Origin of the sequence: Pantoea piersonii, from assembly GCF_003612015.1 — a bacterium.
GTDB classification, from domain to species: Bacteria; Pseudomonadota; Gammaproteobacteria; order Enterobacterales; family Enterobacteriaceae; genus Pantoea; species Pantoea piersonii.
Window position 1 is genome coordinate 201,672 of record NZ_RARB01000004.1, and the last position, 26,974, is coordinate 228,645.

27 protein-coding genes are annotated in these 26,974 nt (G+C 59.0%); 11 read left to right on the forward strand and 16 right to left on the reverse strand.

What is annotated here, in order from left to right:
- Positions 1–10: 10 nt before the first annotated feature.
- Positions 11–1,924 carry a DEAD/DEAH family ATP-dependent RNA helicase gene (locus D7S44_RS12900; protein WP_120455424.1) on the forward strand — a complete coding sequence of 638 codons (1,914 nt, stop codon included), beginning with the start codon at positions 11–13 and terminating at the stop codon, positions 1,922–1,924.
- Between the two features lie 87 nt (positions 1,925–2,011).
- On the opposite strand, the gene D7S44_RS12905 is transcribed toward D7S44_RS12900, so the two are convergent.
- Entirely contained in the window at positions 2,012–2,758 is a 747-nt protein-coding gene (locus tag D7S44_RS12905; protein WP_120455425.1) for an SDR family NAD(P)-dependent oxidoreductase, read from the reverse strand.
- 180 nt (positions 2,759–2,938) lie between these two features.
- On the opposite strand from D7S44_RS12905, the gene D7S44_RS12910 reads away from it, so the two are divergent.
- A complete protein-coding gene (locus D7S44_RS12910; RefSeq protein ID WP_120455427.1) occupies positions 2,939–3,841 on the forward strand; it encodes an AraC family transcriptional regulator in 903 nt (300 codons plus the stop codon).
- Positions 3,842–3,858: 17 nt separating this feature from the next.
- On the opposite strand, the gene D7S44_RS12915 is transcribed toward D7S44_RS12910, so the two are convergent.
- The 3 genes from D7S44_RS12915 to ubiU form a co-directional block, all read right to left on the reverse strand.
- The gene (locus tag D7S44_RS12915; RefSeq protein WP_120455428.1) at positions 3,859–4,869 is read right to left on the reverse strand and encodes a luciferase-like monooxygenase; all 1,011 of its coding nucleotides are present in this window, start codon (positions 4,867–4,869) and stop codon (positions 3,859–3,861) included.
- A 116-nt stretch (positions 4,870–4,985) separates the two neighbouring features.
- Complete coding sequence (locus D7S44_RS12920; protein ID WP_120455430.1) at positions 4,986–5,867, reverse strand: U32 family peptidase; 882 nt, start codon at positions 5,865–5,867, stop codon at positions 4,986–4,988.
- A 10-nt stretch (positions 5,868–5,877) separates the two neighbouring features.
- A complete protein-coding gene (gene ubiU / locus D7S44_RS12925; protein WP_120455431.1) occupies positions 5,878–6,873 on the reverse strand; it encodes a ubiquinone anaerobic biosynthesis protein UbiU in 996 nt (331 codons plus the stop codon).
- A gap of 203 nt (positions 6,874–7,076) precedes the next feature.
- Between ubiU and ubiT the strand changes: the two genes are divergently transcribed.
- Together ubiT and D7S44_RS12935 are read left to right on the forward strand one after the other, a co-directional pair.
- On the forward strand, positions 7,077–7,601 hold the full coding sequence (gene ubiT / locus D7S44_RS12930; protein WP_120455433.1) for a ubiquinone anaerobic biosynthesis accessory factor UbiT: 525 nt from the start codon (positions 7,077–7,079) through the stop codon (positions 7,599–7,601).
- Positions 7,595–8,101, forward strand: coding sequence for a GNAT family N-acetyltransferase (locus tag D7S44_RS12935; RefSeq protein WP_120455435.1), 507 nt, complete (start codon positions 7,595–7,597; stop codon positions 8,099–8,101). The genes ubiT and D7S44_RS12935 overlap by 7 nt, the downstream gene beginning before the upstream one ends.
- Here the strand turns inward: D7S44_RS12935 and D7S44_RS12940 are convergent.
- On the reverse strand, positions 8,085–8,372 hold the full coding sequence (locus D7S44_RS12940) for a GIY-YIG nuclease family protein (protein ID WP_120455437.1): 288 nt from the start codon (positions 8,370–8,372) through the stop codon (positions 8,085–8,087). The genes D7S44_RS12935 and D7S44_RS12940 overlap by 17 nt on opposite strands.
- Before the next feature lie 90 nt (positions 8,373–8,462).
- Between D7S44_RS12940 and D7S44_RS12945 the strand changes: the two genes are divergently transcribed.
- Entirely contained in the window at positions 8,463–8,909 is a 447-nt protein-coding gene (locus tag D7S44_RS12945) for a YhbP family protein (RefSeq protein WP_120455439.1), read from the forward strand.
- 18 nt (positions 8,910–8,927) lie between these two features.
- Here D7S44_RS12945 and D7S44_RS12950 read toward each other — a convergent pair whose 3' ends face one another.
- Positions 8,928–9,449 carry a type 1 glutamine amidotransferase domain-containing protein gene (locus D7S44_RS12950; protein ID WP_120455440.1) on the reverse strand — a complete coding sequence of 174 codons (522 nt, stop codon included), beginning with the start codon at positions 9,447–9,449 and terminating at the stop codon, positions 8,928–8,930.
- A 142-nt stretch (positions 9,450–9,591) separates the two neighbouring features.
- Between D7S44_RS12950 and D7S44_RS12955 the strand changes: the two genes are divergently transcribed.
- Positions 9,592–10,218 (forward strand): NAD(P)H-binding protein, encoded by a 627-nt coding sequence (locus D7S44_RS12955; RefSeq protein ID WP_120455442.1) that lies wholly within the window; start codon positions 9,592–9,594, stop codon positions 10,216–10,218.
- Here the strand turns inward: D7S44_RS12955 and nrdG are convergent.
- The 6 genes from nrdG to argF form a co-directional block, all read right to left on the reverse strand.
- Positions 10,215–10,691 (reverse strand): anaerobic ribonucleoside-triphosphate reductase-activating protein, encoded by a 477-nt coding sequence (gene nrdG / locus D7S44_RS12960; RefSeq protein ID WP_179256423.1) that lies wholly within the window; start codon positions 10,689–10,691, stop codon positions 10,215–10,217. The genes D7S44_RS12955 and nrdG overlap by 4 nt on opposite strands.
- Positions 10,691–12,829 (reverse strand): anaerobic ribonucleoside-triphosphate reductase, encoded by a 2,139-nt coding sequence (gene nrdD / locus D7S44_RS12965; protein WP_120455445.1) that lies wholly within the window; start codon positions 12,827–12,829, stop codon positions 10,691–10,693. The genes nrdG and nrdD overlap by 1 nt, the downstream gene beginning before the upstream one ends.
- Positions 12,830–13,038: 209 nt before the next feature.
- Positions 13,039–13,425, reverse strand: a complete 387-nt coding sequence (gene ridA, locus D7S44_RS12970) for a 2-iminobutanoate/2-iminopropanoate deaminase (protein ID WP_120455447.1) — start codon at positions 13,423–13,425, stop codon at positions 13,039–13,041.
- Between the two features lie 82 nt (positions 13,426–13,507).
- Positions 13,508–13,972 carry an aspartate carbamoyltransferase regulatory subunit gene (gene pyrI / locus D7S44_RS12975; protein WP_120455449.1) on the reverse strand — a complete coding sequence of 155 codons (465 nt, stop codon included), beginning with the start codon at positions 13,970–13,972 and terminating at the stop codon, positions 13,508–13,510.
- Between the two features lie 12 nt (positions 13,973–13,984).
- Entirely contained in the window at positions 13,985–14,920 is a 936-nt protein-coding gene (pyrB, locus tag D7S44_RS12980) for an aspartate carbamoyltransferase (RefSeq protein WP_120455450.1), read from the reverse strand.
- A gap of 231 nt (positions 14,921–15,151) precedes the next feature.
- Positions 15,152–16,159 carry an ornithine carbamoyltransferase gene (argF, locus tag D7S44_RS12985; protein ID WP_120455452.1) on the reverse strand — a complete coding sequence of 336 codons (1,008 nt, stop codon included), beginning with the start codon at positions 16,157–16,159 and terminating at the stop codon, positions 15,152–15,154.
- Between the two features lie 163 nt (positions 16,160–16,322).
- On the opposite strand from argF, the gene rraB reads away from it, so the two are divergent.
- Together rraB and miaE are read left to right on the forward strand one after the other, a co-directional pair.
- Positions 16,323–16,751, forward strand: a complete 429-nt coding sequence (gene rraB / locus D7S44_RS12990; protein WP_120455454.1) for a ribonuclease E inhibitor RraB — start codon at positions 16,323–16,325, stop codon at positions 16,749–16,751.
- A gap of 62 nt (positions 16,752–16,813) precedes the next feature.
- Positions 16,814–17,575 carry a tRNA isopentenyl-2-thiomethyl-A-37 hydroxylase MiaE gene (gene miaE, locus D7S44_RS12995; RefSeq protein WP_120455456.1) on the forward strand — a complete coding sequence of 254 codons (762 nt, stop codon included), beginning with the start codon at positions 16,814–16,816 and terminating at the stop codon, positions 17,573–17,575.
- A gap of 14 nt (positions 17,576–17,589) precedes the next feature.
- Here miaE and D7S44_RS13000 read toward each other — a convergent pair whose 3' ends face one another.
- Entirely contained in the window at positions 17,590–18,093 is a 504-nt protein-coding gene (locus tag D7S44_RS13000) for a GNAT family N-acetyltransferase (protein ID WP_120455457.1), read from the reverse strand.
- Positions 18,094–18,192: 99 nt separating this feature from the next.
- Here D7S44_RS13000 and D7S44_RS13005 point away from each other — a divergent pair, with 99 nt between their 5' ends.
- Complete coding sequence (locus D7S44_RS13005; protein WP_120455459.1) at positions 18,193–19,386, forward strand: hypothetical protein; 1,194 nt, start codon at positions 18,193–18,195, stop codon at positions 19,384–19,386.
- Between the two features lie 72 nt (positions 19,387–19,458).
- Here D7S44_RS13005 and D7S44_RS13010 read toward each other — a convergent pair whose 3' ends face one another.
- The 3 genes from D7S44_RS13010 to pepA all read right to left on the reverse strand — a co-directional run bounded on the left by D7S44_RS13010 (position 19,459) and on the right by pepA (position 24,435).
- Positions 19,459–22,314 (reverse strand): valine--tRNA ligase, encoded by a 2,856-nt coding sequence (locus D7S44_RS13010; protein ID WP_120455461.1) that lies wholly within the window; start codon positions 22,312–22,314, stop codon positions 19,459–19,461.
- A gap of 5 nt (positions 22,315–22,319) precedes the next feature.
- Entirely contained in the window at positions 22,320–22,778 is a 459-nt protein-coding gene (locus D7S44_RS13015) for a DNA polymerase III subunit chi (protein WP_120455463.1), read from the reverse strand.
- A gap of 145 nt (positions 22,779–22,923) precedes the next feature.
- On the reverse strand, positions 22,924–24,435 hold the full coding sequence (gene pepA / locus D7S44_RS13020) for a leucyl aminopeptidase (protein WP_033749345.1): 1,512 nt from the start codon (positions 24,433–24,435) through the stop codon (positions 22,924–22,926).
- A gap of 257 nt (positions 24,436–24,692) precedes the next feature.
- Here pepA and lptF point away from each other — a divergent pair, with 257 nt between their 5' ends.
- Positions 24,693–25,793, forward strand: a complete 1,101-nt coding sequence (lptF, locus tag D7S44_RS13025) for an LPS export ABC transporter permease LptF (protein ID WP_120455465.1) — start codon at positions 24,693–24,695, stop codon at positions 25,791–25,793.
- Positions 25,793–26,869, forward strand: coding sequence for an LPS export ABC transporter permease LptG (gene lptG, locus D7S44_RS13030; RefSeq protein ID WP_120455467.1), 1,077 nt, complete (start codon positions 25,793–25,795; stop codon positions 26,867–26,869). The genes lptF and lptG overlap by 1 nt, the downstream gene beginning before the upstream one ends.
- Positions 26,870–26,974: the final 105 nt, after the last annotated feature.

Here is a 26,974-nt window from a genome sequence, read left to right on the forward strand (position 1 = left end):
CGTGTACTACATGACTGATATTCAAACCACTTTTGCTGACCTGGGCCTGAACGCCGACATCCTCGAATCACTGAACGGCATGGGCTATGTTAAGCCTTCTCCGATCCAGGCTGAGTGTATTCCTCACCTGCTGGCGGGCCGTGATGTACTGGGCATGGCGCAGACCGGCAGTGGTAAAACTGCAGCGTTCTCGCTGCCGCTGTTAAACAACATTGATCCTTCTCTTCGCGCACCGCAGATCCTGGTGCTGGCGCCGACTCGCGAGCTGGCGGTGCAGGTTGCAGAAGCGATGACCGAATTCTCTAAACATATGCGTGGCGTCAACGTCGTGGCCCTTTACGGCGGCCAGCGTTATGACGTGCAGCTGCGCGCGCTGCGTCAGGGCCCGCAAATCGTGGTGGGCACCCCGGGTCGTCTGCTCGACCACCTGAAACGCGGCACGCTGGATCTCTCCAGCCTGCGTGGCCTGGTGCTGGACGAAGCTGATGAAATGTTGCGTATGGGCTTCATCGAAGACGTTGAAACCATTATGGCGCAGATCCCGGAAGGTCATCAGACCGCGCTGTTCTCAGCGACCATGCCGGAAGCGATCCGTCGCATCACCAAGCGTTTCATGAAAGATCCGCAGGAAGTACGCATTCAGTCCAGCGTTACGACGCGTCCGGACATCAGCCAGTCTTACTGGACGGCCTACGGTCGTAAAACCGACGCGCTGGTGCGTTTCCTGGAAGCGGAAGATTTCGATGCCGCTATTATCTTCGTGCGTACTAAAAACGCGACGCTGGAAGTGGCCGAAGCGCTGGAGCGCAACGGTTACAACAGCGCGGCGCTGAACGGCGACATGAACCAGGCGCTGCGCGAGCAGACGCTGGAACGTCTGAAAGATGGCCGTCTTGATATCCTGATCGCAACCGACGTTGCGGCGCGTGGACTGGACGTTGAGCGTATCAGCCTGGTCGTTAACTACGATATCCCGCTGGATGCCGAGTCTTACGTGCACCGTATCGGTCGTACAGGCCGCGCGGGCCGCGCTGGCCGTGCCATTCTGTTCGTCGAGAACCGTGAGCGTCGTCTGCTGCGCAACATTGAGCGCACCATGAAGCTGACTATTCCGGAAGTGGAACTGCCGAACGCCGAACTGCTGAGCACCCGTCGCCTGGAGAAATTCGCCGGACGCGTACAGCAGCAACTGGAAAGCAGCGATCTGGACCAGTATCGTGCGCTGCTGGAGAAACTTTCTCCGCAGGACGAGCTGGATATGGAAACGCTGGCCGCTGCGCTGCTGAAAATGGCGCAGGGCGAACGTCCGCTGATCGTGCAGCCGGATGCGCCGCGTCCGCAGCGCCGTGAGTTCCGCGATCGTGACGATCGTCGTGACGACCGCCGCAGCCCGCGTGAAGCGCGTGACAACCGCGAAGGCGGCGAACGTCCGCGTCGCGAACGTCGCGACGTTGGCGAAATGGAGCTGTACCGCATTGAAGTTGGCCGTGATGACGGCGTTGAAGTTCGTCACATCGTTGGCGCTATCGCTAATGAAGGCGATATCAGCAGCCGCTACATCGGCAACATCAAGCTGTTCGGCACCCACTCGACTATCGAGCTGCCGAAAGGCATGCCGGGCGATATCCTGCAGCACTTCACCCGCACGCGTATTCTCAATAAGCCGATGAATATGCAGCTGCTGGGCGATGCGCAGCCGCAGAGCGATGCGCGCGGCGGCGAACGTCGCAGCGGTGGTCGTGACTTCGGCGGCGAGCGTCGTGGCGGCAACCGTGAGGCTGGTCGTGAAGGCGGACGTCGTTTCTCTTCCGAGCGTCGCGAAGGCGGTCGTGAAGGCGGACGTAGCAGCTTCAGCCGTGAAGGCGGTCGCGGTCCGCGTCGCGAAGAAGGCGCTGCAGCAGCACCGCGTCGTCGCGAGTTCTGATAATCAGCCTCGCTGATGAATAAAAAGGGAAGCCTTCGGGCTTCCCTTTTTTACTGGCGCGTTATGGTGACGCGCCTTTTTTTTGCCTTACGCGCCGCCAGCGATCAATACGCGCTCGCCGCTAATGTAGGCCGCTTCCTCAGAGGCGAGAAACAGCGCCACCTGCGCCACATCTTCCGGCAGCCCGAAACGACCCAGCGGCGTCGCCGCCAGCAGCTGCGCTTTCAGCTGCGGATTGAGCTTCTTCGCCGCCAGCAATCCTTCCGTCAAAATGATGCCCGGCGCCAGCGCGTTAACGCGAATATTGCGCGGGCCGAGCTCGCGCGCCAGCCCCTGCGTCAGCGTATCGATCGCGCCTTTCGTCGTTGCCCAGAGCACCGAACCCGGCGTGCTCTGCTGGCTGTTTAGCGCGCTCAGATTGATGATACAGCCGCCCTGCGCTGGAAAGCGCCGCGCCGCCTGCTGACAGACCAGCAGCGTACCCAGCAGATTCACGTTGAGCTGCTGCTGCATTTCCAGCAGGCTCAGGGCGCTAAACTCGCCGTGATGAAACTGGCCGGCATTATTGACCACAATATCGGGCGTGCCGAAGTGCGCCTCTGCGGTATCAAACAGACGCCCGACATCTGCCTCGCGGGAAATATCCGCCTGTACCGCCAGCCCCTCGCTGCCCAGCGTGCGGATGTCGCTGACCACATCGGCCGCGCCCACCTCATCCTGACGATAGTTCACGACAACGCGTGCGCCAGCCGCGGCGAAAGCCATAGCGATTGCTGCGCCGATGCCTTTCGAGGCGCCCGTCACCAGCGCAATTTTTCCATCAAGTGCTTTCATCTTGTCTCTCCACCTGAATATCGCGTTTGCAAAATATGCGCTTTTGCTCCAGTCGGGCGGTAGCGCAATCCTGCAAGTCTCTTGCACGATCCTGCAAATCTGGCGGCAAGGCGGCTGCGTCTGAGAATGGTTCAGGTAACATATTCTGGACAACTCACGCGTGAAGAACGAGGAGAGGATATGGCGGAACCGGCGCAGCTACAGCATCTGGCGCAGCTTATTGCCCGTCATGCGGCCGAAGATGGCCGTCACGACAGCGCGATTGATTTTCTCTTTTTTGGCCGCAGCTCAAGACCGACCGAACCCGCTTCCCATGCCCAGTGGGCCAGCTTTGCGCTGGTGGCGCAGGGGGGAAAAGCGCTGCGCATGGGTGAAGAGGTGATTCACTACGGACCTGGCGATCTGCTGCTGGTGACGATGGATATGCCGGTGCGCTCCTGCGTAACCGTCGCAACGCCGGATAAGCCGAATCTCGGCATCGGCATCGCTATCAACGAGCCGCGCCTGATGCGCTATCTTGACAGTTTTCCGCTGGCTTCATCGCTGGCGGAAGCGCGCACCGAACGCGGCATCGCCGCGCACAAAGTCTCGCCGCTGCTGGTCGATGCGGTGATCCGTCTGATTCGCCTGCTGGATCAGCCGCAGGATATCGCCGCGCTGGCGCCGCTTATTGAACAGGAGATCTTTTATCGTCTGCTGACCGGGCCGGAAGGTGGCCGCATCCTCAATATGGCGCTGGCGGAGCGGCCCGGCAACAAGGTGGCGCGCGCGGCGCGCTGGCTGCGTGAGAATTTCCATCAGCCGCTGAAAATCGAACGACTCGCCAGCAGCGTCGGCATGAGCCCCTCTTCGCTGCATCATCATTTCAAAGCGGTAACCGCGATGACGCCGATGCAGTATCAGAAGCAGCTTCGGCTTAATGAAGCGCGCCGCCTGATGATGATGGATAAACTGGATGCGGGAACGGCGGGGTATCGCGTGGGGTATCAGAGCGCGTCGCAGTTCAGCCGCGAGTACAGCCGCTTTTACGGCCAGTCTCCCGCGCGCGACGTTCGCCAGCTGGCGGTGGGGCCAGAATCGTAGCGCCCACCGCACCCACGCTAGAGCGAGCGGGCCGCTTCCATCGCAATGGCGAAGGAACGCAGGCGCGCCTCGGTATCGAAGATCTGACCGTTGACCATGATCTCGTCAGCCTGGGTTTCGCGCATCAGCGCGGCAAGGCCATGGCGCACCTTATCGGTATCGCCGACCAGCGACATGCTCAGCGCCTGCTGCACGCCATACTGTTCCGACGGCGACCACAGGTTGTCCATATTCTCTACCGGCGCAGGCAGCGGGCCCGGCTTGCCGCGGCGCAGGTTGATAAACTGCTGCTGCTGCGAGGTAAACAGGAAGCGTGCGTCGCGCTCGCTGTCGGCGGCGACAACGTTAATGCAGACCATCGCGTAAGGCTTGTCCAGACGCGCCGAGGGCTGGAATTTTTCACGATACAGGTGCAGCGCCTGGAGCAGCAGATCGGGCGCAAAATGCGACGCAAAGGCGAACGGCAGGCCGAGCTGCGCCGCCAGCTGGGCGCTGTAGAGGCTGGAGCCGAGCAGCCAGACCGGAATTTTCATGCCCAGTCCGGGCACCGGCTGAACGGGCGGCTGCGCATCTTCGTCGGCGTCAAACCAGCTAATCAGCTCCTGCACATCGTCCGGGAAGGTATCCGCATGGATGCTGGAGAGGTGACGGCGCAGCGCCATCATGGTGCGCTGATCGGAGCCCGGCGCACGGCCCAGGCCTAAATCGATACGGCCGGGATAGAGAGACGCCAGGGTGCCGAACTGCTCGGCGATCACCAGCGGCGCATGGTTAGGCAGCATAATACCGCCCGATCCCAGATGCAGGGTAGTAGTGTTGGCCGCCAGATAGCCGATCAATACCGATGTCGCCGCGCTGGCGATGCCGGTCATATTATGGTGCTCGGCCAGCCAGTAACGCTCGTAGCCCAACGCTTCCGCCTGACGCGCCAGCGCCAGCGATGTGTGAAACGCATCGCGCGGGGTTGAGCCCTGAGGAATCGGTGCCAAATCCAGCACGGAAAGACGAAGGGGTTTTTTCTCAGACATGGGCACTCCAGTTGGGTATGGCGCAGGTGATGATTAACCTGCACCAACCAGTATTACGTAATAATGCCCATATTAAAACTGCTAACAACGACAGGCGACTAGCCTGTATGTGCCTTTCAGGAGGGCAACAGCGTCATACCGGCGACTTTACGCCAGTAGCCGTTGCAATCATTACCCTGCGCCATCATCAGCGGCGACTGTCCCTCCTCGTTGGCGCGGAAGCGGGCGATCTCGTTCAGGGTCGCGCTGTTTTGCGGCGACAGCCGCAGAATATCGACCCAGCCGCGCATGCCGGTTAAGTCATTGCCGAGGTTGTAACAGTAGCCGCTCATGGTCTGAATGCCGTTCAGCACAAACACCTGCTGGCCTTCCTGCGAGTGAACGCGCCGCCCGTTAGGGTAGTTGATGCAGCAGGTCTGGCAGTCATCTTTGGCGCGATGTTCGGCGCGGGCGGTAAAGCAGCGCGCCGACAGCGCCAGCGGCAGATAGCCGTAGCCCAGCACCTCTACTTCAAACTGGCCGCGAATGCCGCGCTCCTCGCTCTGCTGCAGCAGCTGCAGCAGCCAGTCGCGTGACATCTCCACCGGCATACACCAGCGGGTCATGCCCTCTTTTACCAGCAGATGCAGGGTCTCGACGTTATAAACGTTGAGCGTAGGCCCGGCGACAAACGGCAGCTTGCGCTCGGCCGCCATATTCACCGTGCCGATGTCGTTCGCCTCAATCAGAAATTCGCCGTTGTCGACGTAGCGCTTCAGCTCTTTCAGCTCTGAAGGCGACTGCAGCAGCGCCAGCGTGCTCAGCACCACCTGTTTGCCGCTGGCCGCCAGCTCGCGCGCCAGCTCCATCCAGCGCTGGTAAGAGGTCGCGCGCCGTTTGCTGCACACCGCTTCGCCGAGATAGACGATATCCGCGCTGCTGTTCGCCGTCTGCTGATAAAAGCTCGCCAGCTGCTCTGTCGGCCAGTACCACAACACCGGACCGATTGCGTATTGCATCCTGTTCTCCTTATTGCCATTCACGGTGGTAAGCGCCAAGCGTGGTCTGCGAGCCTTCGGAAAGCTCATCCAGCGCCGCCGTCCAGGCGTCGCTGACCGCAAAGTTCTCCGGCGCGCTCTTGCAGCGATCGATCGCCTGACGCCATACGCGCGCCACCTGCGCCACATAGGCGGGACTGCGCTGACGTCCCTCAATCTTCACCGAGGCGACGCCAGCGCGCAGCAGATCCGGCAGCAGCGTCAGGGTATTAAGGCTGGTGGGCTCCTCCAGCACGTGATATCGCTGGCCGTCCACCTGATAGCGTCCTTTGCACAGCGTGGGATAGCCTGCGCTCTCATCCGGCGCATAGCGGTCGATCAGCACGTCGTTCAGGCGAGACTCCATACCGCTGGAGGTTTGCTGCCAGCGCACAAACTTCGCGGGCGAACAGGCGCCCGCGCTGTTAGGCGACTCGCCGGTCAGCCAGGAGGAGAGATAGCAGCGGCCTTCCGCCATAATGCAGAGGCTGCCAAAGGCGAACACCTCGAGCGGCACCGGCGTCTCGCGCGCCAGCTGCCTGACCTGATGCAGCGAGAGCACGCGCGGCAGCACCACGCGGCTGAGCGCGAAGTGGCGGTGGTAAAAACGCACCGCTTCCAGATTGGTGGCGGAAGCCTGCACCGACAGATGGCGCTCAATCTCAGGGTAGCGCTGCGTGGCGTACTCCAGCGTGGCGATATCGGCAAGGATCAGCGCGTCCGCGCCGTTCTGCGCCGCCACGTCAATGGCGCGTCGCCAGCGGCCCATACCGTCAGGGTGGGCGAAGGTGTTGATGGCGACATGTAACTTACGGCGATGCTGGTGCAGATAGCGGGCCGCTTCCGCCAGCTTCTTATCGGTAAAGTTCAGCCCGGCGAAGTGGCGTGCGTTGGTGTCGTCTTTCAGTCCGACATACACCGCATCGGCGCCATTCTCCACCGCTGAACGTACGGCGGGCAAATTACCGGCCGGACACAGCAGTTCCATAGTGATCCCTCGTCGACAGGATAAGGCGTCGAGTCTAGGCAAACGGCCAGCGCTAAATGTTGATTTGGTACAGTGAATCGCCAGTTGATAAGGCGGATAGCGGAAAATTCGCGCAAAGGAGCGGCGAAATTATTGATCTCGGCTGCGGCGTGCGGCGGCGAATGTGGCAATATACCTGAAATTTTCTAAAGGGAGAGACGCCCGTGTTCGAGCAGTTACGTGCTGAGTTAGTGAAAAAAGGCCCAGGATTCCTTGCCTTACCGATTTTTCTGACGCCGTTCCCGTTAAAAAAGGCCTTTCTGCAACAACTCTTAAACTGGCAATTTCGCCATGCTTTAGCGGAAGGTGAGTTAGACTTTCTGCAGGCGCGTCATCTGGGTATCGAGATCGCGGATGTGGGTTTACGCTGGATTACCACCATTGAAGAGGGCCAGCTAAAGGTCGTACAGCATGCGGAAGCGGACGTCTGGTTTCGCGGCAATGCTAACGATCTGCTGCTGGTCGCCGCTCGTAAAGCGGATCCGGATATGTTGTTTTTCCAGCGTCGTCTGGTGATCGAAGGCGACACGGAGCTGGGACTGGAGGTGAAAAACCTGATGGATGCTCTGGAACTTGAGGCCATGCCCACGGCGTTGCGCACGGGACTGCAGCAGCTGGCTGCGTTTGTTGAGGCGGGAATGAAACAGGACGCGAAGGCCGCACAGGCGCGCGCGGAGAGTGTATGTTAATTCGCACAGAAATAGGGCTGGATGCGGCAAGCATCGACAGCTTGTTACGGCGCAGCTTCAAGACCGAAGCGGAAGCGGAACTGGTTCAACAGCTGCGGGAAGACGGGTTATTGACGCTGGGCGTGGTGGCGACAGACGATGAAGGCCAGGTGCTGGGCTACGCTGCGTTCAGTCCGGTGACTTTGCAGGGCGAAGACCGTAACTGGGTCGGCCTGGCGCCGCTGGCAGTTGATGAGAGCATGCGCGGGCAGAAAATCGGCGAACAGCTGATCTACGCCGGGCTGGATACGCTGAATGAGTTCGGCTACAGCGCGGTGGTGGTGGTAGGCGATCCCGCCTACTACAACCGCTTCGGCTTCGAACCTGCGGCGCGTCACGGGCTACAGTGCCGCTGGCCGGGTGCCGAAGCGGCGTTCCAGGTCTACCGACTGGCGGATGACGCTTTTGTCGGCGCCGAGGGTCAGATCGATTTTGCCGAGCCGTTTAACCGGCTTGCGTAAGCCAGCTGGCGAGGCAGCCCGGCTGTTGCGCCACCAGCCGCAGCTTCTGCTGGCGGCTGAGCTGCTTGACCCGGTACTCCAGCCGCGACGCCGCGGCGCGGTCGCCGGCGTCGCAGTGATAGACCAGCGCCAGCGGGCCTTTGCCGCGCAGGGCGCGCGCGCCGCGTCCGCTCTCATGCTGCTCTACGCGCCGCGCCACGTCGGTGGTGATGCCGGTATAGAGCACGCCCGCGGCGGTCTGGACGATATAGAGCTGCCACGCCTTATTCATAAACTGAATCCCTGAATCTTTACTGCCGGGCAGTGTAGCGCGCCCGCGACGCGGCGGCTATCCGGCGATTTTTGCACGGAGCAATAGAACGTGTCTGACCATTCTCATCTGGTGCGTTACCTGAAAAAACAGCATGTGCTTTCTCTCTGCTGTCAGGCTGACGGCGACCTCTGGTGTGCCAACTGTTTTTACGTCTTTGACGAAGCCAGCATGGCATTCTGGCTGATGACCGAACCCGATACGCGTCATGGCGCGCTGCTGCAGGCGAATCCGCAGGTAGCGGGCACGGTAAACGGCCAGCCGAAAACCGTGCTGTTGATTAAAGGTGTGCAGTATCGCGGAAAAATCGCGCGGCTTGACGACGCAGCGGCAGCGCAGGCGCGCACGGTCTATCAGAAACGTTTTCCGGTGGCGCGCAAAGTCTCTGCGCCGCTGTGGGAGATCCGGCTAGATGAGGTCAAGATGACCGATAATGCGCTGGGCTTTGGTAAAAAAATTGTCTGGCGGCGGGAAGAGAGTGAAATCCCTTTCCCGTAAGGGAAAGGGAACAGCGCGTTACGACGCCTGCAGAATACGCAGAGACTCGCGGTTAAAGGCGGGCAGATCGTCCGGCGTACGGCTGGTAACGAGACGATCGTCATCCACGATCACCTCTTCATCATAGAAGTCTGCGCCGGCGTTGCGCAGGTCGATAGCGATCGCCTTCACGCAGGTCATTTTACGGCCGCGCACGCCGTTCGCGCTGATAAGCAGCTGCGGGCCGTGGCAGATAGCAAAAATCGGCTTGCCGCTGGCAACAAACTCTTTGGTAAAGGCGACAAAACGGTCGTCGCCGCGCAGCGAATCGGGCGAATGACCACCGGGCAGCAGCAGCGCGTCAAATTCGGCCGGGCTTACTTCGTCAATGGCGCGGTCAATTTTCACCTGCGCTTCGCCCTGCTTGCCGGTAACGGTTTTACCCGCCTCTTTCTCGATGGTGACCACCTCAAAGCCCGCCTGCTTGTAAGCGTCAGCCGGTGAGGTAAATTCTGAGTCTTCAAATTCATCGGTAATCAGTACCGCAATCTTCTTGCTCATTTTCCCCTCCTCATGATGATTTGCGCACGATGCGCTCTCCTGGTGAACAGGTTAAGCCTGGTTGTTTGTGCTGAAAATGCAAGCCGGGCGGCCAAAGCTGACTATATTTCAGAGTAATGGCAACAGGTTAGCGGGAGGCGAGATGCATCGTGTATTACTGACCGGCGCGACGGGCCTGGTGGGCGCGCATCTGCTGCGTTTGCTGGTGGCGGATACGCGCGTTGACGAAATTATCGCGCCGACGCGCCGTCCGCTGCCGCCGATGAATAAGGTGGTGAATCCGGTCGAGGCGGATCTGACCGACGTGCTGCGGCCGCTTAACGTCGCCATCGACAGCGTGTTTTGCTGTCTCGGCACCACGCGGAAAGAGGCGGGCAGTAAAGAGGCGTTTCTGCACGTTGACTATACGCTGGTGGTAGATACCGGCCTGAACGGCCTGCGGCTGGGCGCAAAACAGATGGTGGCCGTCAGCGCCCACGGCGCGAATCGCCATTCGCCTTTTTTCTATAACCGGGTAAAAGGCGAGATGGAGACGGCGCTGCGCCATCAGGGCTGGCCTCGCCTGACGCTGGTCCGTCCCTCTCTGCTGGTGGGCGAACGCACGCGCCAGCGTACCGGCGAAAGCCTGATGGCGCCGCTCTTTGGGATATTGCCCGGCAACTGGCGCTCGGTCTCCGCACAGGCGGTGGCAGAGTGCATGCTCGCGCGCGCCTTTCAGCCTGGCGGCGACAGCGTGGAGATCATCGAATCGGGTCAAATCCCGCGCTAGCCGCGCTCTTTACGCAGATCCCAGATAACCTGATTGCGGCTGCCGCGCCACAGCAGCGTGGCATCTTTTTCCTCTTCTACAAAGCGCCCGTCGATCAGCACATCGATATAGTTCAGCACCTCACGCTGGGGGCAGCTCAACTCGGCGCGCTTATAGCCGGTCCAGAGCCAGATATCCTTACCTGGACACTCTGTACGCACGCGCTTCACCAGCTGACGGATATAGGGCACGTTATGCGGATGCAGCGGATCGCCGCCGCTCAGGGAGAGTCCCTGACGCGGAATGCGGGTATCCTGCAGATCGGCGATCAGGCGCTCCTCCATCTCCAGCGTAAAAGGGGCACCGGAGTCGAGTCGCCAGGTGCTCTGGTTGTAGCAGCCGCGACACTGATGCTCGCATCCGGCCACGAAAAGCGTACAGCGCGTGCCGGGGCCGTTAACGATATCGACCTCATAATAGCGATGAAAGCGCATCATCCCAGCGGTCCGCTCTCCAGATGTTTGACCCGGCGCTGCACCTCTTCCTGCTTGCCCGCGTTAAACGGACGCGCGTCGGGGCTGCCGAGATAGCCGCAGACGCGGCGCGTTACCGATACGCGCGCCGGGTCGTGATTGCCGCAGTTCGGGCAGGTAAAGCCGCGGCTGGTGCAGTTGAACTCGCCGGTAAAGCCGCACTCGTAGCATTCGTCTATCGGCGTATTGGTGCCGTAATAGGGCACGCGATCGTAGCTGTAGTCCCACACATCCTCCAGCGCCTTAAGGTTGTGCTGCACGTTGGGGTACTCGCCGTAGCAGATGAAGCCGCCGTTCGTCAGCGACGGATAGGGCGCTTCAAAGTCGATCTTCTCATAGGGGTTAACTTTCTTCTCGACGTCGAGATGGAAGCTGTTGGTGTAGTAGCCTTTATCGGTTACGCCAGGCACCACGCCGAACTGTGCGGCGTCGAGGCGGCAGAAGCGGTCGCAAAGATTTTCGCTCGGCGTACTGTAGAGGCTAAAGCCGTAGCCGGTTTCCGCTTTCCAGGCGTCGGCCGCGGCGCGCAGACGAGAGATAATCGCGATCCCTTTGGCGCGCAGCGCAGGATCGTCATAGGGATGGCGCGCGCCGCCGCTCAGGGCGTTAAGGGTTTCATGCAGGCCGATATAGCCCAGCGAAAGGGTAGCGCGGCCGTTGCGGAAAATCGGCCCTACTTCGTCATCGGCATTGAGACGTATGCCGCAGGCGCCCTCCATATAGAGAATGGGCGCCACGCGCGCTTTGGTTTTCTCCAGCCTGGCGATACGCGTCATCAGCGCGCGCTTCGCCAGCGCCAGCCGCGCGTCGAGCAGTGCCCAGAATCGCGCCTCGTCGCCCTGCGCCTCCAGCGCGATGCGCGGCAGGTTGAGGCTGATTACGCCCAGATTGTTGCGGCCGTCATGGATTTCGACGCCGTTCTCCTCATAGACGCCAAGAAAGCTGCGGCAGCCCATCGGCGTTTTAAAGGAGCCAGTGACCTTTACCACCTGGTCGTAGTTAAGGATATCGGGATACATGCGCTTGCTGGCGCACTCCAGCGCCAGCTGCTTGATATCGTAATTGATATCGCCCGGACGGCGATTCAGCCCTTCGCGAATAGCGAACACCAGTTTGGGAAAGACCGCGGTTTTATGATTTTTGCCCAGTCCGGCGATGCGGTTGCGCAGGATCGACTGCTGGATAAGCCGCGCCGCCCAACTGGTGCCGAGCCCGAAGCCGAAGGTGACGAATGGCGTCTGGCCGTTGGCGGTGTGCAGCGTGTTGACCTCATACTCCAGTGACTGGAAGGCGTCGTAGCACTCTTTCTCGGTGCGCGCCCGCGCGTAGGCATCCACATCGGCAATCTGCCATTCGGCGGCGATGGCGCGATGCTTCTCCATGCTGAGCAGCACAAAGGGTTCCAGCACCTCGTCGATGCGATTGATGGTGGTGCCGCCGTAAATATGGCTGGCGACCTGCGCGATGATCTGCGCGGTTACCGCGGTGGCGGTGGCGATCGATTTCGGCGGCTCGATCTCGGCGTTGCCCATTTTAAAGCCGTTGGTCAGCATCCCTTTCAGATCGATCAGCATGCAGTTGAACATCGGAAAGAAGGGGGAGTAGTCGAGATCGTGGTAGTGAATTTCGCCGCGCTCGTGCGCCTGTACCACGTCGCGCGGCAGAAGCTGCTGCTGCGCATAGTGCTTCGCCACGATCCCCGCCAGCAGATCGCGCTGCGTCGGGATCACTTTGCTGTCTTTGTTGGCGTTCTCGTTAAGCAGCGCCGCGTTGGTCTGATCGACCAGGCCGCGAATAGCGTGATGCAGCTTGCCACGCTGCTCGCGCGCCACGTCGCGATCGTGACGGTATTCGATATAGGCGCGCGCCAGCTGAGGGTAAGGGCCGCCCATCAGCGTCTCTTCAACCGCGAACTGAATATCACGAATATCGACTTCGACGCGGTCGGCCAGTTTCTCGCTGACGCATCGGGCGACCGTGGCGCACCACTGCGCATCTTCGACCTGCGCCGCACGCGCCGCCGCCAACACCGCCGCCTCAATTCTCGCGGCGTCAAACGCCGAGCGACAGCCGTCGCGCTTCACCACTACCTTTGCCATGTTCTCTCCATTCCCTACATGTTGTGCTTATCGAGATTTTAACCACTATATATGGATATATGGGTAATTTAATCGCAGCTGTTTTGACCTGAAACAAAGAAGAGGAGGTCGCGACGCAAAGCCAGGCGAAGAGGAAAATTTGACTGAAAATGGCGAAAAGGAGAGGGGCAAATAAACTGCGCGCTGCGGTCGCCGCGCGCAGCCGATCGTTAGCGGCGCAGGGCGATCGCTTCGATCTCAATCTTCACGTCTTTCGGCAGACGCGCGACTTCTACGCAGGAACGCGCCGGAAAGCTGGCGTTATGCTCGGTGAAGAAGGCTTCATAGGTAGCGTTAACGGTAGCGAAGTCGTTGAGGTCTTTAACGAACACCGTGGTTTTCACGATGTCGCCGACCTGCAGGCCAGCCGCTTCGACGATCGCTTTCACATTTTCCAGCGACTGACGCGCCTGCGCGTCGATCGCTTCCGGCACCGTGCCGGTCGCCGGATCGACCGGGATCTGGCCGGAGGTGATGATCATATTGCCCAGATCGACGCCCTGCACATAGGGCCCGATCGCCGCTGGCGCTTTTTCCGTACTGATTTCGCGAGACATACTTGCTCCTTAAGAGTGACGCAGCGGCGGCGTGCCGCCGCTGGCGGGAAACATCGCCCCATTATAGGGGCGGGCAGGGCGATTACCAGTGACCGAGCACCACGTGGTGGGCAAAGGCTTTCTCGCAATATTTGCAGGTCAGCTGTACCTCTTCGTCGCGCTTTTTCACCGCGAAGCTGGAGAAAACCGGCTCGCTGCGGCTGATGCAGTTGCCGTTTGGACAGGTCAGCACGCGCTCGATGCGCTCCGGCAGCGTCGGGGCGATTTTCGCGACCACTTCATAGTCGTCGATACGGTTGACCGTCGCGTGCGGCGCATAGACCGCCAGCTGGTTGATCTGATCCTCGGTAAGAAAGGTGTTTTCAATCTTAATCAGATCTTTGCGCCCCATCTCGCCAGAAGGGAGGTTAAGGCCGATAGTGATGCGCTGGTCGGTTTCGGTGAGGCGAAACAGCGACAGCAATTTAAACCCGACCTGCGCCGGAATATGGTCAATGACCGTACCGCGCTTGATCGCTTCTACCTGCAGTTTGTTGTCGTGAGTCATGGCGATTGCTCCTTACAGATCCTGTTCGCTGTTGAGTACCAGCGCCAGCAGAGCCTGACGCGCGAAGATGCCGTTGCCCGCCTGCTGGAAATACCAGGCGTAGGGCGTTTTATCCACGTCGGTGGCGATCTCGTCAACGCGCGGCAGCGGATGCAGCACTTTCATATTGTCGCGGGCGCCAGCCAGATCCGCCGCGCGCAGGATAAACTGCGCCTTAACGTTGGCGTATTCGGACGGGTCGAGACGCTCTTTCTGCACGCGGGTCATATAGAGAATATCGGCGTGCGGGATCACCGCTTCGATGCTGTCGTGGCGTGACCAGACGATGCCGCGTTCGTCCAGCATATCGGTGATATAGGCGGGCATCGCCAGCGCGTCGGGCGCGATAAAGTAGAAGCGATTGCCGTCAAACTTCGCCAGCGCCTGCGTCAGTGAGTGCACCGTGCGGCCATATTTCAGGTCGCCGACCATGGCGATGCTCAGGTTATCCAGACGGCTCTGCGTTTCGCGGATGGTGAAGAGATCCAGCAGCGTCTGCGTCGGATGCTGGTTGGCGCCGTCCCCGGCGTTGAGGATCGGCACGCCGCCGGAAAATTCAGTGGCGAGGCGCGCCGCGCCCTCCTGCGGATGACGCATTACGATGGCGTCAACGTAGGTGCCGATAACGGAAATCGTATCCGCCAGGGTTTCGCCCTTCTTGCCGAGCGAGGTATTACTGCCGTCGGCAAAGCCCACCACCGACGCGCCCAGACGGTGAATAGCCGTTTCAAACGACAGGCGCGTGCGCGTCGAGGCTTCAAAGAAGCAGCTGGCGATAACCTTATGCTTTAGCAGCTCCGGCTGCGGACTGGCTTTCAGCCGCGCGGCGGTGTGCAGCACCAGCTCCAGTTCGTCGCGGCTGAGATCGTTAATGGAAATAATGTGCTTGCGATATAACGGGTTAGCCATAGCTCGCTCCTCTGCGCTACCGAATTGCGGACAAAAAAAAGCCCCTGCTTAAGGGGCTTTTTTTACGATCGGGTTGATGACGGAAAAAACAGGGGCACCGCCTGCGTTCAGGCGTGATGTCGCGTGAATGTTTGCGCTGCGCTGTTGCATGCTTCCTCCGGCAAATTGGGGCGCATTATACCCGTCCGGCATTTTGCATCAAGCGAAAACGTTTGCGGGGCGCCTGCTGACTTATGCCTGGCTAAGCGTCGCCACCATGACCGCTTTGATGGTGTGCATACGGTTTTCCGCCTGGTCGAACACGATGCTGTGCTCTGATTCAAAGACCGCGTTGCTGACTTCCATACCGTCGTGCAGGCCATACTGTTCGGCCATCTGGCGGCCTAACGTGGTCTGATCGTCATGAAACGCAGGCAGACAGTGCAGGAATTTTACCTGCGGATTGCCGGTCAGCTGCAGCATCGCCTGATTCACCTGATAGCCGCGCAGCAGCGCGATGCGCTCTTCCCATACCGCTTTCGCCTCACCCATAGAGACCCAGACATCGGTATAGATAAAGTCCGCACCCTTGACGCCTTCGGCGATATCTTCGGTCAGCGTGATTTTACCGCCGGTTTTCTGCGCCGCCTGGCGGCAGGCCTCGACCAGCTCCTGCTCCGGCCAGCAGCCCTTTGGCGCGACCAGACGCAGATCCAGCCCGGTTACCGCCGCAGCCTCCAGCATGCTGTTGCCCATGTTGTTGCGTGCGTCGCCGACGTAGACCAGCGTCATCTCATGCAGCGCTTTGCCCGGCAGGTGCTCCCGCATCGTGAGAAGGTCGGCCAGCAGCTGAGTAGGATGAAATTCGGTGGTCAGGCCGTTCCATACTGGCACCCCGGCAAATTTCGCCAGCGTCTCCACCAGCGCCTGGCCGTAGCCGCGATACTGGATGCCGTCATACATGCGCCCCAGCACGCGCGCGGTATCCTTCATCGACTCTTTATGGCCGATCTGGCTGCCGCTCGGGCCGAGGTAAGTAACGTTAGCGCCCTGATCGTATGCGGCAACTTCGAAAGAGCATCGGGTACGGGTCGAGTCTTTTTCGAAGATGAGCGCGATGTTTTTACCTTTCAGGCGCGGCGTTTCGTTACCGTTTTTTTTAGCGTGTTTTAATTCAGCGGCGAGGTCGAGCAGGGAAGTGATATCGGCCGGGGTGAAATCCAGCAGCCGAAGGAAGTGGCGTTGAAAAAGCTGACTCATAACGGGCTCCAGTGCATCCATTCTGATTGAATGAAAATTCAATTTAAACGTATGAATATTCATTTTCAACCCCAGCGTAAAGAAACTTTCCGTTTTGAGTAGTGGCGCGCCGGGCAGTGTGGGAAAATACTTGTTTATTGCCGAACACTGAGGGGAATTCGCCATGGCATATGAAGCATTGCTGGAAGAGCAGCGTGAAGAGACACGCCTGATCATTGATGAGCTGCTGGAAGATGGCAGCGATCCGGATGCGCTCTATACCATTGAACATCATCTCTCCTGCAACAACTTCGACTCGCTGGAGAAAGCGGCAGTCGACGCGTTCAAGCTGGGTTATGAAGTGACCGAGCCGGAAGAGCTGGAGCTGGAGGACGGTACCACGGTAATGTGCGTCGATATCCTCAGTGAATCGGCGCTGAAGCCTGAGCTGATCGATGCGCAGGTAGAGCAGCTGGTTAATCTGGTGGGCAAATATAATGTCGACTACGACGGCTGGGGCACCTACTTTGAAGATCCCGACGCCGAAGACGAAGATGACGACGAAGAGGGCGACATTATCGACGGCGACGAAGATACCGGCGTACGTCACTGATTTTCCTGGCGGAGCCTCGCGCTCCGCCTTTCTGTTTTCTGCTTTCTGCCTTTTAAACTGCCATGAACTACGCACCGCTGCTTGAGCCTGTCTATCAGTTTTTACTCTGCCGCACGCCACAAGCCTGGATTGACGAGGCGCGCAAACCGGAAAACCTGACGCTGCTGCTGACCGACCATCTGGTTTGCGAGCTGAAAGCGGCGCAGACCGCCACCTGGCTGATCCGTAAATATGTCGCCGACAAGCCGAGCGGCGAGGCGATCCTCGCCTGGCTTAAGCCCTATGAAGATTTTATTTTCCGCGAGCACCCCGACAGCCAGTTTATTCAGGCCCATAAGAATCTGTCTAAAAGCATTATCGTGCGCAACGAGCTGCCCTGGGCGGACGATCTGGTAGAGAAAATGGTGCTGCTGATTAAAGAGGAGCTGCACCACTTTTATCAGGTGTGGGAGATTATGCAGGCGCGCGGGTTGCCCTATAAAAAGATTACCTCCAGCCGCTACGCCAAAGGACTGCTGCGCGAGATCACTACCCACGAGCCCGATACGCTGGTGGACAAGCTTATCTGCGGTGCCTATATCGAAGCGCGCTCCTGCGAACGCTTTGCCAGCCTGGCGCCCTGGCTGGATGCAGAGCTGGAGAAGTTCTATATCTCGCTGCTGCGTTCGGAAGCGCGCCACTATCAGGACTATTTAGCCCTGGCGGCGCAGATCTCGCCGAAGGATATCACGCCGCGCGTGCGCGCCATTGGCGAAGCGGAGGCGAAGCTGATTAGCGAACCGGACCCGGAGTTGCGTTTTCACAGCGGCGTGCCGGCATTCTGACAGGCAAAGCGCGGCTACAGCGCTTTCAACATTCTGTATTCGCAGTCGCCATGGCCGGTACAGCCCAGCGCGTTGTCGATGCGCTCAAATCCCAGCGACTCATAGAGTTTGATAGCGCGCGTTAAGCTGCCGGTGGTTTCCAGATAGCAGCGGCGGAAGCCGCGCTGACGCGCATGCTCCATGGCACGCAGCGCCAGCTCGCGTGCCATGCCAAAGCCGCGCACCTCTGGCAGGAAATACATCTTTTGCAGCTCGCAGATATCGGGCGCGCTACAGGCGAGCGGGGCGATACCGCCGCCGCCCATGACCTTTCCCTGCTGCTCCACAATCCAGTAGGCGCTGTGTTCAGCGCTGTAAAGTTCGTACAGGCTGTCGAGCTGCGGATCGGCCACGGTATAGCCTTTGTCGGCGGTCAGGCCGAACTCCGCGGAGACGGTGCGGATCACCCGGGCGATATGGGGATTGTCGGCAGCGCTAATGGCGCGCAGCGTCAGTAAAGGCTGAGTTGCAGGGATCATAGCGAAATAACGTGGTTAACATCGGTTAGACATTCACCAGAAATAGCATTATCGTTGGGCAAAAGCAATATTCATTATGGCGCATGGAGGCTGGCGACAGTGTACTCTCGTATTTTCAAAACGATTAAGGAGCTTTTTCCATTATTTATTTTTGCGGGATTTATTAATATATGGGGTTATCTGAAGTGGATAGGCCGGCTGGACATTTTTCCGCTGATTATTAATAATGTCTCGGGCGTTATTGCAGTGTTAATCACCTCGTTAATATTTTTTAGCGCTTTTGCTATAACATTATTGATCCCTTCGGCATTTTCCTCTCTGACAGGCGAGCAGAGCAATAAAAAGACAAAGCTAAAGATAAGATATAATGAGGGATGCTGTGCGGCTACCGCTTTAGCGGCGGTTGTGGCAGCGCTCACGCTTATGTTCACGGAGGAAAAGATCTCAGCATGGGGTGCTGTTTTAGCCTGCATTGTGGTGTTTTTTATTCATGCCCTTTTAAACTATCGCTTTAACCATCAGCGGCAAAATCACCATCGTGAGCTTATCAAACGCTTAAAGCAGATACAGACCGGGAAAGGCGGTCTGACAGGCAAGCGGAAATGGGCATTTCTGATAGCAGAAACAGCGAACCGGACGGCGTTTATTAATCTCCGTTATACCCTGTTTGCAGTCCTTATCGCGGGCCTCTCTTTTTTACCGCTGTTTTTTTTGTTGCAGGCGGACCTCTATTTTTCAGACCGCGATCTGCTGCTCCAGTATGCTGTAATTGTGATTATGTATATCTTTCTCTTTCTGCCGGTGTTGCTGTCGTTATTCACTAACCAAAATAAGACGCGCTACGGTATAAAACCGGTTATGGCTTTTTCTCCCGCGATTGTGATTGCCGTTTTTTCTCTCTTTTCCGTTCAGCTTATTCAGATCAATCAACGCTCGATTGAAATAGTCGGCATGGCTTCATGGCATGAGCGGTTATTCGCTTTTAAAGCGGATAGCTTCCCCGACTATTATTTTCCAAAAAAGATCTGGGGAGCGAGCAAAATCACCTCCAGAGGAGAACGGTTGATTGCAGGCATTGAAGCTTTTTCGAATGGCGAAACGCACCTTATCTGCCCCAGGGTGCTCAAAGCGCTGAGGGAAACCGCGTTAAAAAATAACGCCTTCACCTGGCAGACCGATGAAAAAGCGAAAGCGGAACTGACGGCCATGAGTCAGTATTGTCTGCTGGCGAAAAGCGATCAGCTCAGATCGAGCGCGGCGCTCGTCCCGCTGTTTAACGTCAAACCACGTTAAGTTATCTTCGACGTCAGACAATAAAAAACCCCGCGCCGGGGCGCAGGGTTTTTTTACGGGGATGACGTAAAATCAGAGCGCCGCGATCACTGCCTGCTGTTCAATCAGCTTCGCTTTTGACTGCTCCAGCTCGGCCACGCGCTCGCGCTCCTTCGCCACTACCGCTTCCGGCGCGCGCGAAACAAAGCCGTCGTTCGCCAGCTTGACCTGAATCTTCTCAATCTCGACGTCGAGCTTGCCCAGCTCTTTCGCCAGACGATCCAGCTCCGCCGCCTTGTCCACCAGGCCCGCCATCGGGATCAGCAGCTCGGCGCCTTCAACGATTTTGGTCACGGAAACCGGACCTTTTTCGCCAGCCGGCAGGACGGTCAGGCTCTCCAGACGCGCCAGGCGCGACAGGAAGGTGCGGTTCGCTTCCACGCGGCGCAGCGCAGCCGGAGAGCAGTCACGCAGCAGCACGTCGAGCGGTTTGCTCAGGGCGATATTCATCTCGGCGCGGATATTACGCACCGCGACGATCGCCTGCTTCATCCACTCGATATCCGCCATCGCTTCCGCATCCTCTTTCGCCGCATCGTACTGCGGGAAAGGCTGCAGCATAATGGTGTCGTCGCTGATATTTTTCAGCACTTTCACACGCTGCCAGATGGTTTCGGTGATAAACGGAATAATCGGGTGGGCGAGACGCAGCAACGCTTCCAGCACTGTTACCAGCGTGTTGCGCGTGCCGCGCAGCTCCGCTTCGCTGCCGCTGTTCATCACTGGCTTGGTCAGCTCCAGGTACCAGTCGCAGAACTGGTTCCAGGTGAAGTCGTAGAGCAGGTTGGCGGCGATATCGAAACGATAGCTGTCCAGCGCTTCGCGGTATGCTTTCACCGTGCTGTTGAATTCGGCGAGGATCCAGCGATCCGCCAGCGACAGCGTCATTTCGCCGCCGTTCTGACCGCAATCCTGATCTTCAGTGTTCATCAGCACAAAGCGGCTGGCGTTCCACAGCTTGTTGCAGAAGTTGCGATAGCCTTCAAGACGCTTCATATCCCAGTTGATATCGCGGCCGGTCGACGCCAGCGCCGCCAAGGTAAAGCGCAGCGCATCGGTGCCTGACGGCTCGATGCCCGCCGGGAACTGCTTCTCGGTACGCTTGCGGATCTTCTCCGCCAGCTGCGGCTGCATCATGTTGCCGGTGCGCTTCTCCAGCAAATCTTCCAGCGAGATGCCGTCAACCATATCCAGCGGGTCGATAACGTTGCCTTTGGATTTCGACATCTTCTGGCCTTCTTCGTCGCGGATCAGACCGGTCATGTAGACAGTCTTGAACGGCACCTGCGGCTTGCCGTTTTCATCTTTGATGAAGTGCATGGTCAGCATGATCATGCGGGCGATCCAGAAGAAGATAATGTCGAAGCCGCTGACCAGCACGCTGGTCGGGTGGAACTGACGCAGCGCTTCGGTGTTCTCCGGCCAGCCGAGCGTAGAGAAGGTCCACAGGCCAGAGGAGAACCAGGTGTCGAGCACATCTTCATCCTGACGCAGCGCCACGTCCGCGCCCAGGTTGTTCTCGCTGCGCACTTCTTCTTCGCTGCGGCCGACATAGACGTTGCCGTCGTTGTCGTACCAGGCCGGAATGCGGTGGCCCCACCAGAGCTGGCGCGAGATACACCAGTCCTGAATGTCGCGCATCCAGGAGAAGTACATATTTTCATACTGCTTCGGCACGAACTGGATATCGCCGTTCTCTACCGCCTCGACCGCGACTTTCGCCAGCGGCGCGGTACGCACGTACCACTGATCGGTCAGCATCGGCTCAATCACCACGCCGCCGCGATCGCCGTAAGGCACGGTCAGGTCGTGCGGTTTGATCTCGTCCAGCAGGCCCAGCTCGTCCACGGCGGCGACAATCGCCTTACGCGCGGCGAAACGCTCCATCTTCTGGAACTGCGCCGGGATCTCGTCTGAGCAGGCGTCGCTGACTTCGCCGTTGGTGTCATACACCTGAGCGCGCTCGCGGATATCGCCGTCAAAGGTCAGAATATTGATCATCGGCAGCTTATGGCGGCGGCCGACTTCATAGTCGTTGAAGTCGTGCGCCGGCGTGATTTTCACGCAGCCGGTGCCTTTCTCCATATCGGCGTGCTCGTCGCCCACGATGGGAATGCGACGGTTCACCAGCGGCAGGATCACCTCTTTGCCGATCAGATCTTTGTAGCGCGGATCTTCCGGGTTAACCGCCACGCCGGTATCGCCCAGCAGGGTTTCCGGACGGGTGGTGGCGACCACCAGATAATCTTTGCCTTCGGCGGTTTTCACGCCGTCCGCCAGCGGATAGCGGATGTGCCACATCGAGCCTTTGCTCTCGCGGTTTTCCACTTCGAGATCGGAAATCGCGGTGCGCAGTTTCGGATCCCAGTTCACCAGGCGCTTGCCGCGATAGATGAGGTTCTCTTTATGGAGGCGAACAAACACCTCTTTCACCGCGTTGGAGAGGCCGTCATCCATGGTGAAGCGCTCGCGCTCCCAGTCCACGGAGTTGCCGAGGCGACGCATCTGGCGCGTAATCGTGCCGCCTGATTCCGCCTTCCACTGCCAGATTTTGTCGATAAAGGCGTCGCGACCGTAATCCTGGCGCGTTTTGCCCTCTTCGGCGGCGATCTTGCGCTCCACCACCATCTGGGTGGCGATACCCGCATGGTCGGTGCCCACCTGCCACAGCGTGTTTTTGCCCTGCATGCGCTGGTAGCGGATCATGGTGTCCATGATGGTCTGCTGGAAGGCGTGACCCATGTGCAGGCTGCCGGTGACGTTCGGCGGCGGGATCATAATGCAGAAGCTTTCCTGGCTGGTATCGCCGTTAGGCTTGAAATAGCCTTGCTCTTCCCAGTGCTCGTAAAGCGGCTGCTCGATATCTTGCGGGTTATATGTTTTTTCCATTTCTGCTATGTCGTTTGCGGCTGTGGCGGCGTGGCCGTATTCAATTGGAAACCAACGCTGCGGTACGCTTTATAGCGGTCGCGCGCCAGCTGTTTCTGAGACTCTTCGTAGGGTACGAAGTCTATCACTTCATGGAAAGCAGTAGCAAAATCTGCAAACTGCGGCAGCAGGCTGATCAGCAGATCGCGCGGCGAACTGCCGCGGCGCTGCGGCCAGGCCAGTTCGACCGGCGCGCCGTAGCGCGGACCTTCGCCCGCCAGATTGTGCGGTACGAAGGCGCTGGCCGGACGCTGCCAGAGCGCCTCGTCGAGACGAATGGCCTGCTGCTCGTTTTCACAGGCGATCAAAATGCGTTTGCCCGCCCGCCAGCGCGTTTCCGCCAGATCGCACACCAGCGCCTCAATGGCGCTCAGCTCCTCGCTGTGCGAGTCCGATTCCATTACGTAGAAGGTTGCGTTTTTCATGGAAAGGCCTTGTGGGTGAGAGGTGTCGATGTTACCAGCTAAGGCGCGCGGTAGCACTTCCCGATAAGGTGGATCTAGGGGCGGCGGCGTGTTAAATCAATTTGCGGCGTACGCGCCGCTCCTGAGAGCGGCGCGCGTCGAGCCGTCAGTCGTCGCCGTTCAGACCGGCGCGGTTCAGCAGGAACTGCGACAGCATCGGCACCGGACGACCGGTTGCGCCTTTGGCTTTGCCGGAGCGCCAGGCGGTGCCGGCAATATCCAGGTGCGCCCAGTTATATTTACGCGCAAAGCGCGCCAGGAAGCAGGCCGCGGTGATCGCGCCGCCGGGACGGCCGCCGATATTCGCCATGTCGGCGAAGTTCGATTCCAGCTGCTCCTGATATTCGTCCGCCATCGGCAGACGCCAGGCGCGGTCGCCGGACTGCTCAGAGGCGCCGATCAGCTCGTGCGCCAGCGGGTTATGGTTCGACAGCAGGCCGCTGACGTGGTGGCCCAGCGCGATGACGCAGGCGCCGGTCAGGGTCGCCACGTCGATCACCACTTCCGGATCGAAGCGCTCGACGTAGGTCAGCGCGTCGCACAGCACCAGGCGGCCTTCCGCATCGGTATTCAGCACTTCCACCGTCTGGCCCGACATCGTGGTCAGAACGTCGCCCGGACGCATGGCGCGACCGTCCGGCATATTTTCGCAGCCCGCCAGCACGCCGACCACGTTAAGCGGCAGGTTCAGCTCGGCCACCATACGCATCACGCCGTAGACCGACGCCGCGCCGCACATGTCGTACTTCATCTCATCCATCGATTCGGCGGGTTTGATGGAGATGCCGCCGGAGTCGAAGGTCAGCCCTTTGCCCACCAGCACAATCGGGCGCGCTTCCGCATCGGGATTGCCTTTGTACTCGATGACCGACATCAGCGACTCGTTCTGCGAGCCCGCGCCTACCGCGAGATAGGCGTTCATGCCCAGCTCTTTCATCTGCTGCTCGCCGATGACGCGGGTCGTGACGTTTTTGCTGTAGGCGTCCGCCAGCTGGCGCGCCTGCGAGGCGAGATAGGCCGCGTTGCAGATATTTGGCGGCATATTGCCGAGATCTTTCGCCGCCTTCACGCCAGCCGCGACCGCCAGGCCGTGCTGGATGGCGCGTTCGCCGCTGGTGAGTTCGCGGCGCGTCGGCACGTTGAACACCAGCTTACGCAGCGGACGCCGCGGCTCGGTTTTGTTGCTTTTCAGCTGGTCGAAGTTATAAAGCGCTTCTTTGGAGGTTTCGACCGCCTGACGCACTTTCCAGTAGGTATTGCGGCTTTTTACATGCAGCTCGGTCAGAAAGCAGACTGCTTCCATCGAGCCGGTGTCGTTCAGCGTATTAATGGTCTTCTGGATCACCTGCTTGTACTGGCGCTCATCCAGCTCGCGCTCTTTGCCGCAGCCAATCAGCAGAATGCGCTCGGAAAGAATATTGGGTACATGATGCAGCAGCAGGGTCTGGCCTACTTTGCCTTCCAGCTCGCCGCGGCGCAACAGGGCGCTGATGTAGCCATCGCTGATTTTGTCTAGCTGCTCGGCGATCGGCGACAGACGACGCGGCTCGAAAACACCGACAACAATGCAGGCACTGCGCTGTTTCTCCGGGCTTCCGCTTTTTACACTGAACTCCATGCACTCTCCTGAATCTTAAAGACAACGGCCGCGGCTGTCGCTAGAATGGTCCGCTTGATACCACAGAGGTAAAAAGTTTGGTGGTAATCAACGTTCGAACTACGTTTAGTGTGGCAACGCGTTAATTTTCACCACCCTGACGCATTTGTCATACCATTTTAGCTGCGACGTGGGCCATTGATGAAGAAAAATGGCTGATAAGCGTTGAAACTAGCGATTTTCCTGCAAAAAGACAAGTTATCACAGGCGTACTAAGCGTGATCATCATTAGATATCTGGTTCGGGAAACGCTCAAAAGCCAGCTGGCTATCCTTTTCATCCTGCTGCTTATCTTCTTTTGTCAGAAGTTAGTGCGGATTTTAGGGGCTGCGGTGGACGGCGAAATCCCAACAAATCTCGTTCTGACTCTGTTAGGGCTTGGCGTGCCTGAAATGGCACAACTTATTCTGCCGTTAAGCCTGTTTCTGGCGATCCTTATGACGCTGGGCAAGCTCTATACCGACAGCGAAATCACCGTAATGCACGCCTGCGGGTTAGGCAAAAGCGTGCTGGTGAAGGCGGCGATGGTGCTGATGCTGCTCACCTCTGCCGTGGCGGCGGTCAATGTTATCTGGCTCGGCCCCTGGTCCTCGCGCTATCAGGATGAGGTGACGCAAAACGCCAAAGCCAACCCTGGCGCGGCGGCGCTGGCGGCCGGGCAGTTCCAGAGCTCCAGCGACGGCAATTCGGTACTCTTTATCGAAAACGTAAAGGGCAACCAGTTCGGCAACGTCTTCCTGGCGCAGCTGCGCGCCAAAGGCAACGCGCGTCCCTCCGTGGTGCTGGCAGACAGCGGCCATATGGAGCAGCATAAAGATGGCTCGCAGGTCGTGACGCTGGATAAAGGCACGCGTTTCGAAGGCACGGCGATGCTGCGCGACTTCCGTATTACTGACTTCACTAATTACCAGGCACGAGTCGGCTACAAAGAGGCGACGCTCGATCCGAACGACGCCGAACAGTCCGATCTCACCACGCTGTTAAGCAATGATACGCCAGCGTTCCGTTCGGAGCTGCACTGGCGCTTTACGCTGATCTTCGCCGTGCTGGTAATGGCGCTGATGGTGGTGCCGCTTAGCGTGGTCAACCCGCGCCAGGGTCGCGTGCTGTCGATGCTGCCCGCGATGCTGCTCTATCTCATCTTCTTCCTGCTGCAGAGCTCGCTGAGGTCGAATGCGGCGAAAGGGCGGCTCGATCCCGCTATCTGGATGTGGACAGTGAATGTCGGCTATCTGCTGCTGGCGGTAGTGCTTAATCTATGGGATACGGTGCCGATGCGTCGCGTGCGCGCCCGCTTCAGCCGCGGAGGTTCCGTCTGATGTTTCGTGTTCTCGACCGTTATATCGGTAAAACCATTTTCAATACCATCATGCTGACGCTGTTCATGCTGGTGTCGCTCTCCGGCATCATCAAGTTCGTCGATCAGCTGCGTAAGACCGGCCAGGGCGCTTATACCGCGCTCGCCGCCGGTTACTACACGCTGCTCAGCGTGCCGAAGGATGTTGAGATCTTCTTCCCGATGGCGGCGCTGCTCGGCGCGCTGCTCGGCCTGGGCACGCTGGCGCAGCGCAGCGAGCTGGTCGTTATGCAGGCGGCGGGCTTTACCCGCATGCAGGTCGCGCTGTCGGTGATGAAAACCGCTATTCCGCTGGTGCTGCTCACCATGGCGATCGGCGAGTTTCTTGCACCAGCGGGCGAGCAGATGGCGCGTAACTATCGTGCGACGCAGCTCTACGGCGGCGCGCTGGTGTCGACGCAGAACGGCCTGTGGGCGAAAGACGGCAATAACTTTATCTATATCGAACGGGTGCGCGGCGATAACCAGCTCGATGGCGTCAGCATCTACAGCTTTAGCGACGACCGCCGTTTGAAGAGCGTGCGCTACGCCGCCAGCGCGACCTGGGATCAGAACAACAAGCGCTGGAATCTGGCGCAGGTGGATGAGTCGGACCTGAACGATCCGAAGCAGATTAGCGGCTCGCAGAGCCTGAGCGGCGAATGGAAAACCAACCTGACGCCGGACAAGCTCGGCGTGGTGGCGCTCGATCCCGACGCGCTGTCGATTCGCGGGCTCTATAACTACAGCAAATACCTGAAGCAGAGCGGCCAGGAGTCGGGTCGTTACCGGCTCAATATGTGGAGCAAAATCTTCCAGCCGCTGTCGGTGGCGGTGATGATGCTGATGGCGCTGTCGTTTATCTTTGGCCCGCTGCGCAGCGTGTCGATGGGCGTGCGCGTGGTGACCGGCATTAGCTTCGGCTTCCTGTTCTACGTGCTGGATCAGATTTTTGGTCCGCTGAGCCTGGTTTACGGCCTGCCGCCGGTGCTGGGCGCTATCCTTCCCAGCGCCGCGTTCTTCGCGATTAGTCTGTTCTTACTGATTAAGCGACGTTAACCGTCTCAGCATAAAAAGGCCGCATAAGCGGCCTTTTTTATTGGTGGTGTCGCGCCCGCTGAAACCGGCAGCATATAAGCTGAGACGCGGCCACCGATTTTGCCT

What these genes read in the sequence shown, in the direction of transcription:
- D7S44_RS13010 (WP_120455461.1), bottom strand. Translation starts at nt 22,314, where the DNA reads ATGGAAAAAACATATAACCCGCAAGATATCGAGCAGCCGCTTTACGAG.
- D7S44_RS12905 (WP_120455425.1), bottom strand. Translation starts at nt 2,758, where the DNA reads ATGAAAGCACTTGATGGAAAAATTGCGCTGGTGACGGGCGCCTCGAAA.
- nrdD (WP_120455445.1), bottom strand. Translation starts at nt 12,829, where the DNA reads ATGGCAAAGGTAGTGGTGAAGCGCGACGGCTGTCGCTCGGCGTTTGAC.
- D7S44_RS12935 (WP_120455435.1), top strand. Translation starts at nt 7,595, where the DNA reads ATGTTAATTCGCACAGAAATAGGGCTGGATGCGGCAAGCATCGACAGC.
- pyrI (WP_120455449.1), bottom strand. Translation starts at nt 13,972, where the DNA reads ATGACTCACGACAACAAACTGCAGGTAGAAGCGATCAAGCGCGGTACG.
- miaE (WP_120455456.1), top strand. Translation starts at nt 16,814, where the DNA reads ATGAACTACGCACCGCTGCTTGAGCCTGTCTATCAGTTTTTACTCTGC.
- ridA (WP_120455447.1), bottom strand. Translation starts at nt 13,425, where the DNA reads ATGTCTCGCGAAATCAGTACGGAAAAAGCGCCAGCGGCGATCGGGCCC.
- pyrB (WP_120455450.1), bottom strand. Translation starts at nt 14,920, where the DNA reads ATGGCTAACCCGTTATATCGCAAGCACATTATTTCCATTAACGATCTC.
- D7S44_RS12920 (WP_120455430.1), bottom strand. Translation starts at nt 5,867, where the DNA reads ATGCAATACGCAATCGGTCCGGTGTTGTGGTACTGGCCGACAGAGCAG.
- D7S44_RS12940 (WP_120455437.1), bottom strand. Translation starts at nt 8,372, where the DNA reads ATGAATAAGGCGTGGCAGCTCTATATCGTCCAGACCGCCGCGGGCGTG.
- ubiU (WP_120455431.1), bottom strand. Translation starts at nt 6,873, where the DNA reads ATGGAACTGCTGTGTCCGGCCGGTAATTTGCCCGCCGTACGTTCAGCG.
- lptG (WP_120455467.1), top strand. Translation starts at nt 25,793, where the DNA reads ATGTTTCGTGTTCTCGACCGTTATATCGGTAAAACCATTTTCAATACC.
- pepA (WP_033749345.1), bottom strand. Translation starts at nt 24,435, where the DNA reads ATGGAGTTCAGTGTAAAAAGCGGAAGCCCGGAGAAACAGCGCAGTGCC.
- D7S44_RS12950 (WP_120455440.1), bottom strand. Translation starts at nt 9,449, where the DNA reads ATGAGCAAGAAGATTGCGGTACTGATTACCGATGAATTTGAAGACTCA.
- D7S44_RS12900 (WP_120455424.1), top strand. Translation starts at nt 11, where the DNA reads ATGACTGATATTCAAACCACTTTTGCTGACCTGGGCCTGAACGCCGAC.
- D7S44_RS13015 (WP_120455463.1), bottom strand. Translation starts at nt 22,778, where the DNA reads ATGAAAAACGCAACCTTCTACGTAATGGAATCGGACTCGCACAGCGAG.
- D7S44_RS12955 (WP_120455442.1), top strand. Translation starts at nt 9,592, where the DNA reads ATGCATCGTGTATTACTGACCGGCGCGACGGGCCTGGTGGGCGCGCAT.
- D7S44_RS13000 (WP_120455457.1), bottom strand. Translation starts at nt 18,093, where the DNA reads ATGATCCCTGCAACTCAGCCTTTACTGACGCTGCGCGCCATTAGCGCT.
- rraB (WP_120455454.1), top strand. Translation starts at nt 16,323, where the DNA reads ATGGCATATGAAGCATTGCTGGAAGAGCAGCGTGAAGAGACACGCCTG.
- D7S44_RS12915 (WP_120455428.1), bottom strand. Translation starts at nt 4,869, where the DNA reads ATGTCTGAGAAAAAACCCCTTCGTCTTTCCGTGCTGGATTTGGCACCG.
- D7S44_RS12910 (WP_120455427.1), top strand. Translation starts at nt 2,939, where the DNA reads ATGGCGGAACCGGCGCAGCTACAGCATCTGGCGCAGCTTATTGCCCGT.
- argF (WP_120455452.1), bottom strand. Translation starts at nt 16,159, where the DNA reads ATGAGTCAGCTTTTTCAACGCCACTTCCTTCGGCTGCTGGATTTCACC.
- nrdG (WP_179256423.1), bottom strand. Translation starts at nt 10,691, where the DNA reads ATGCGCTTTCATCGCTATTATGAGGTCGATATCGTTAACGGCCCCGGC.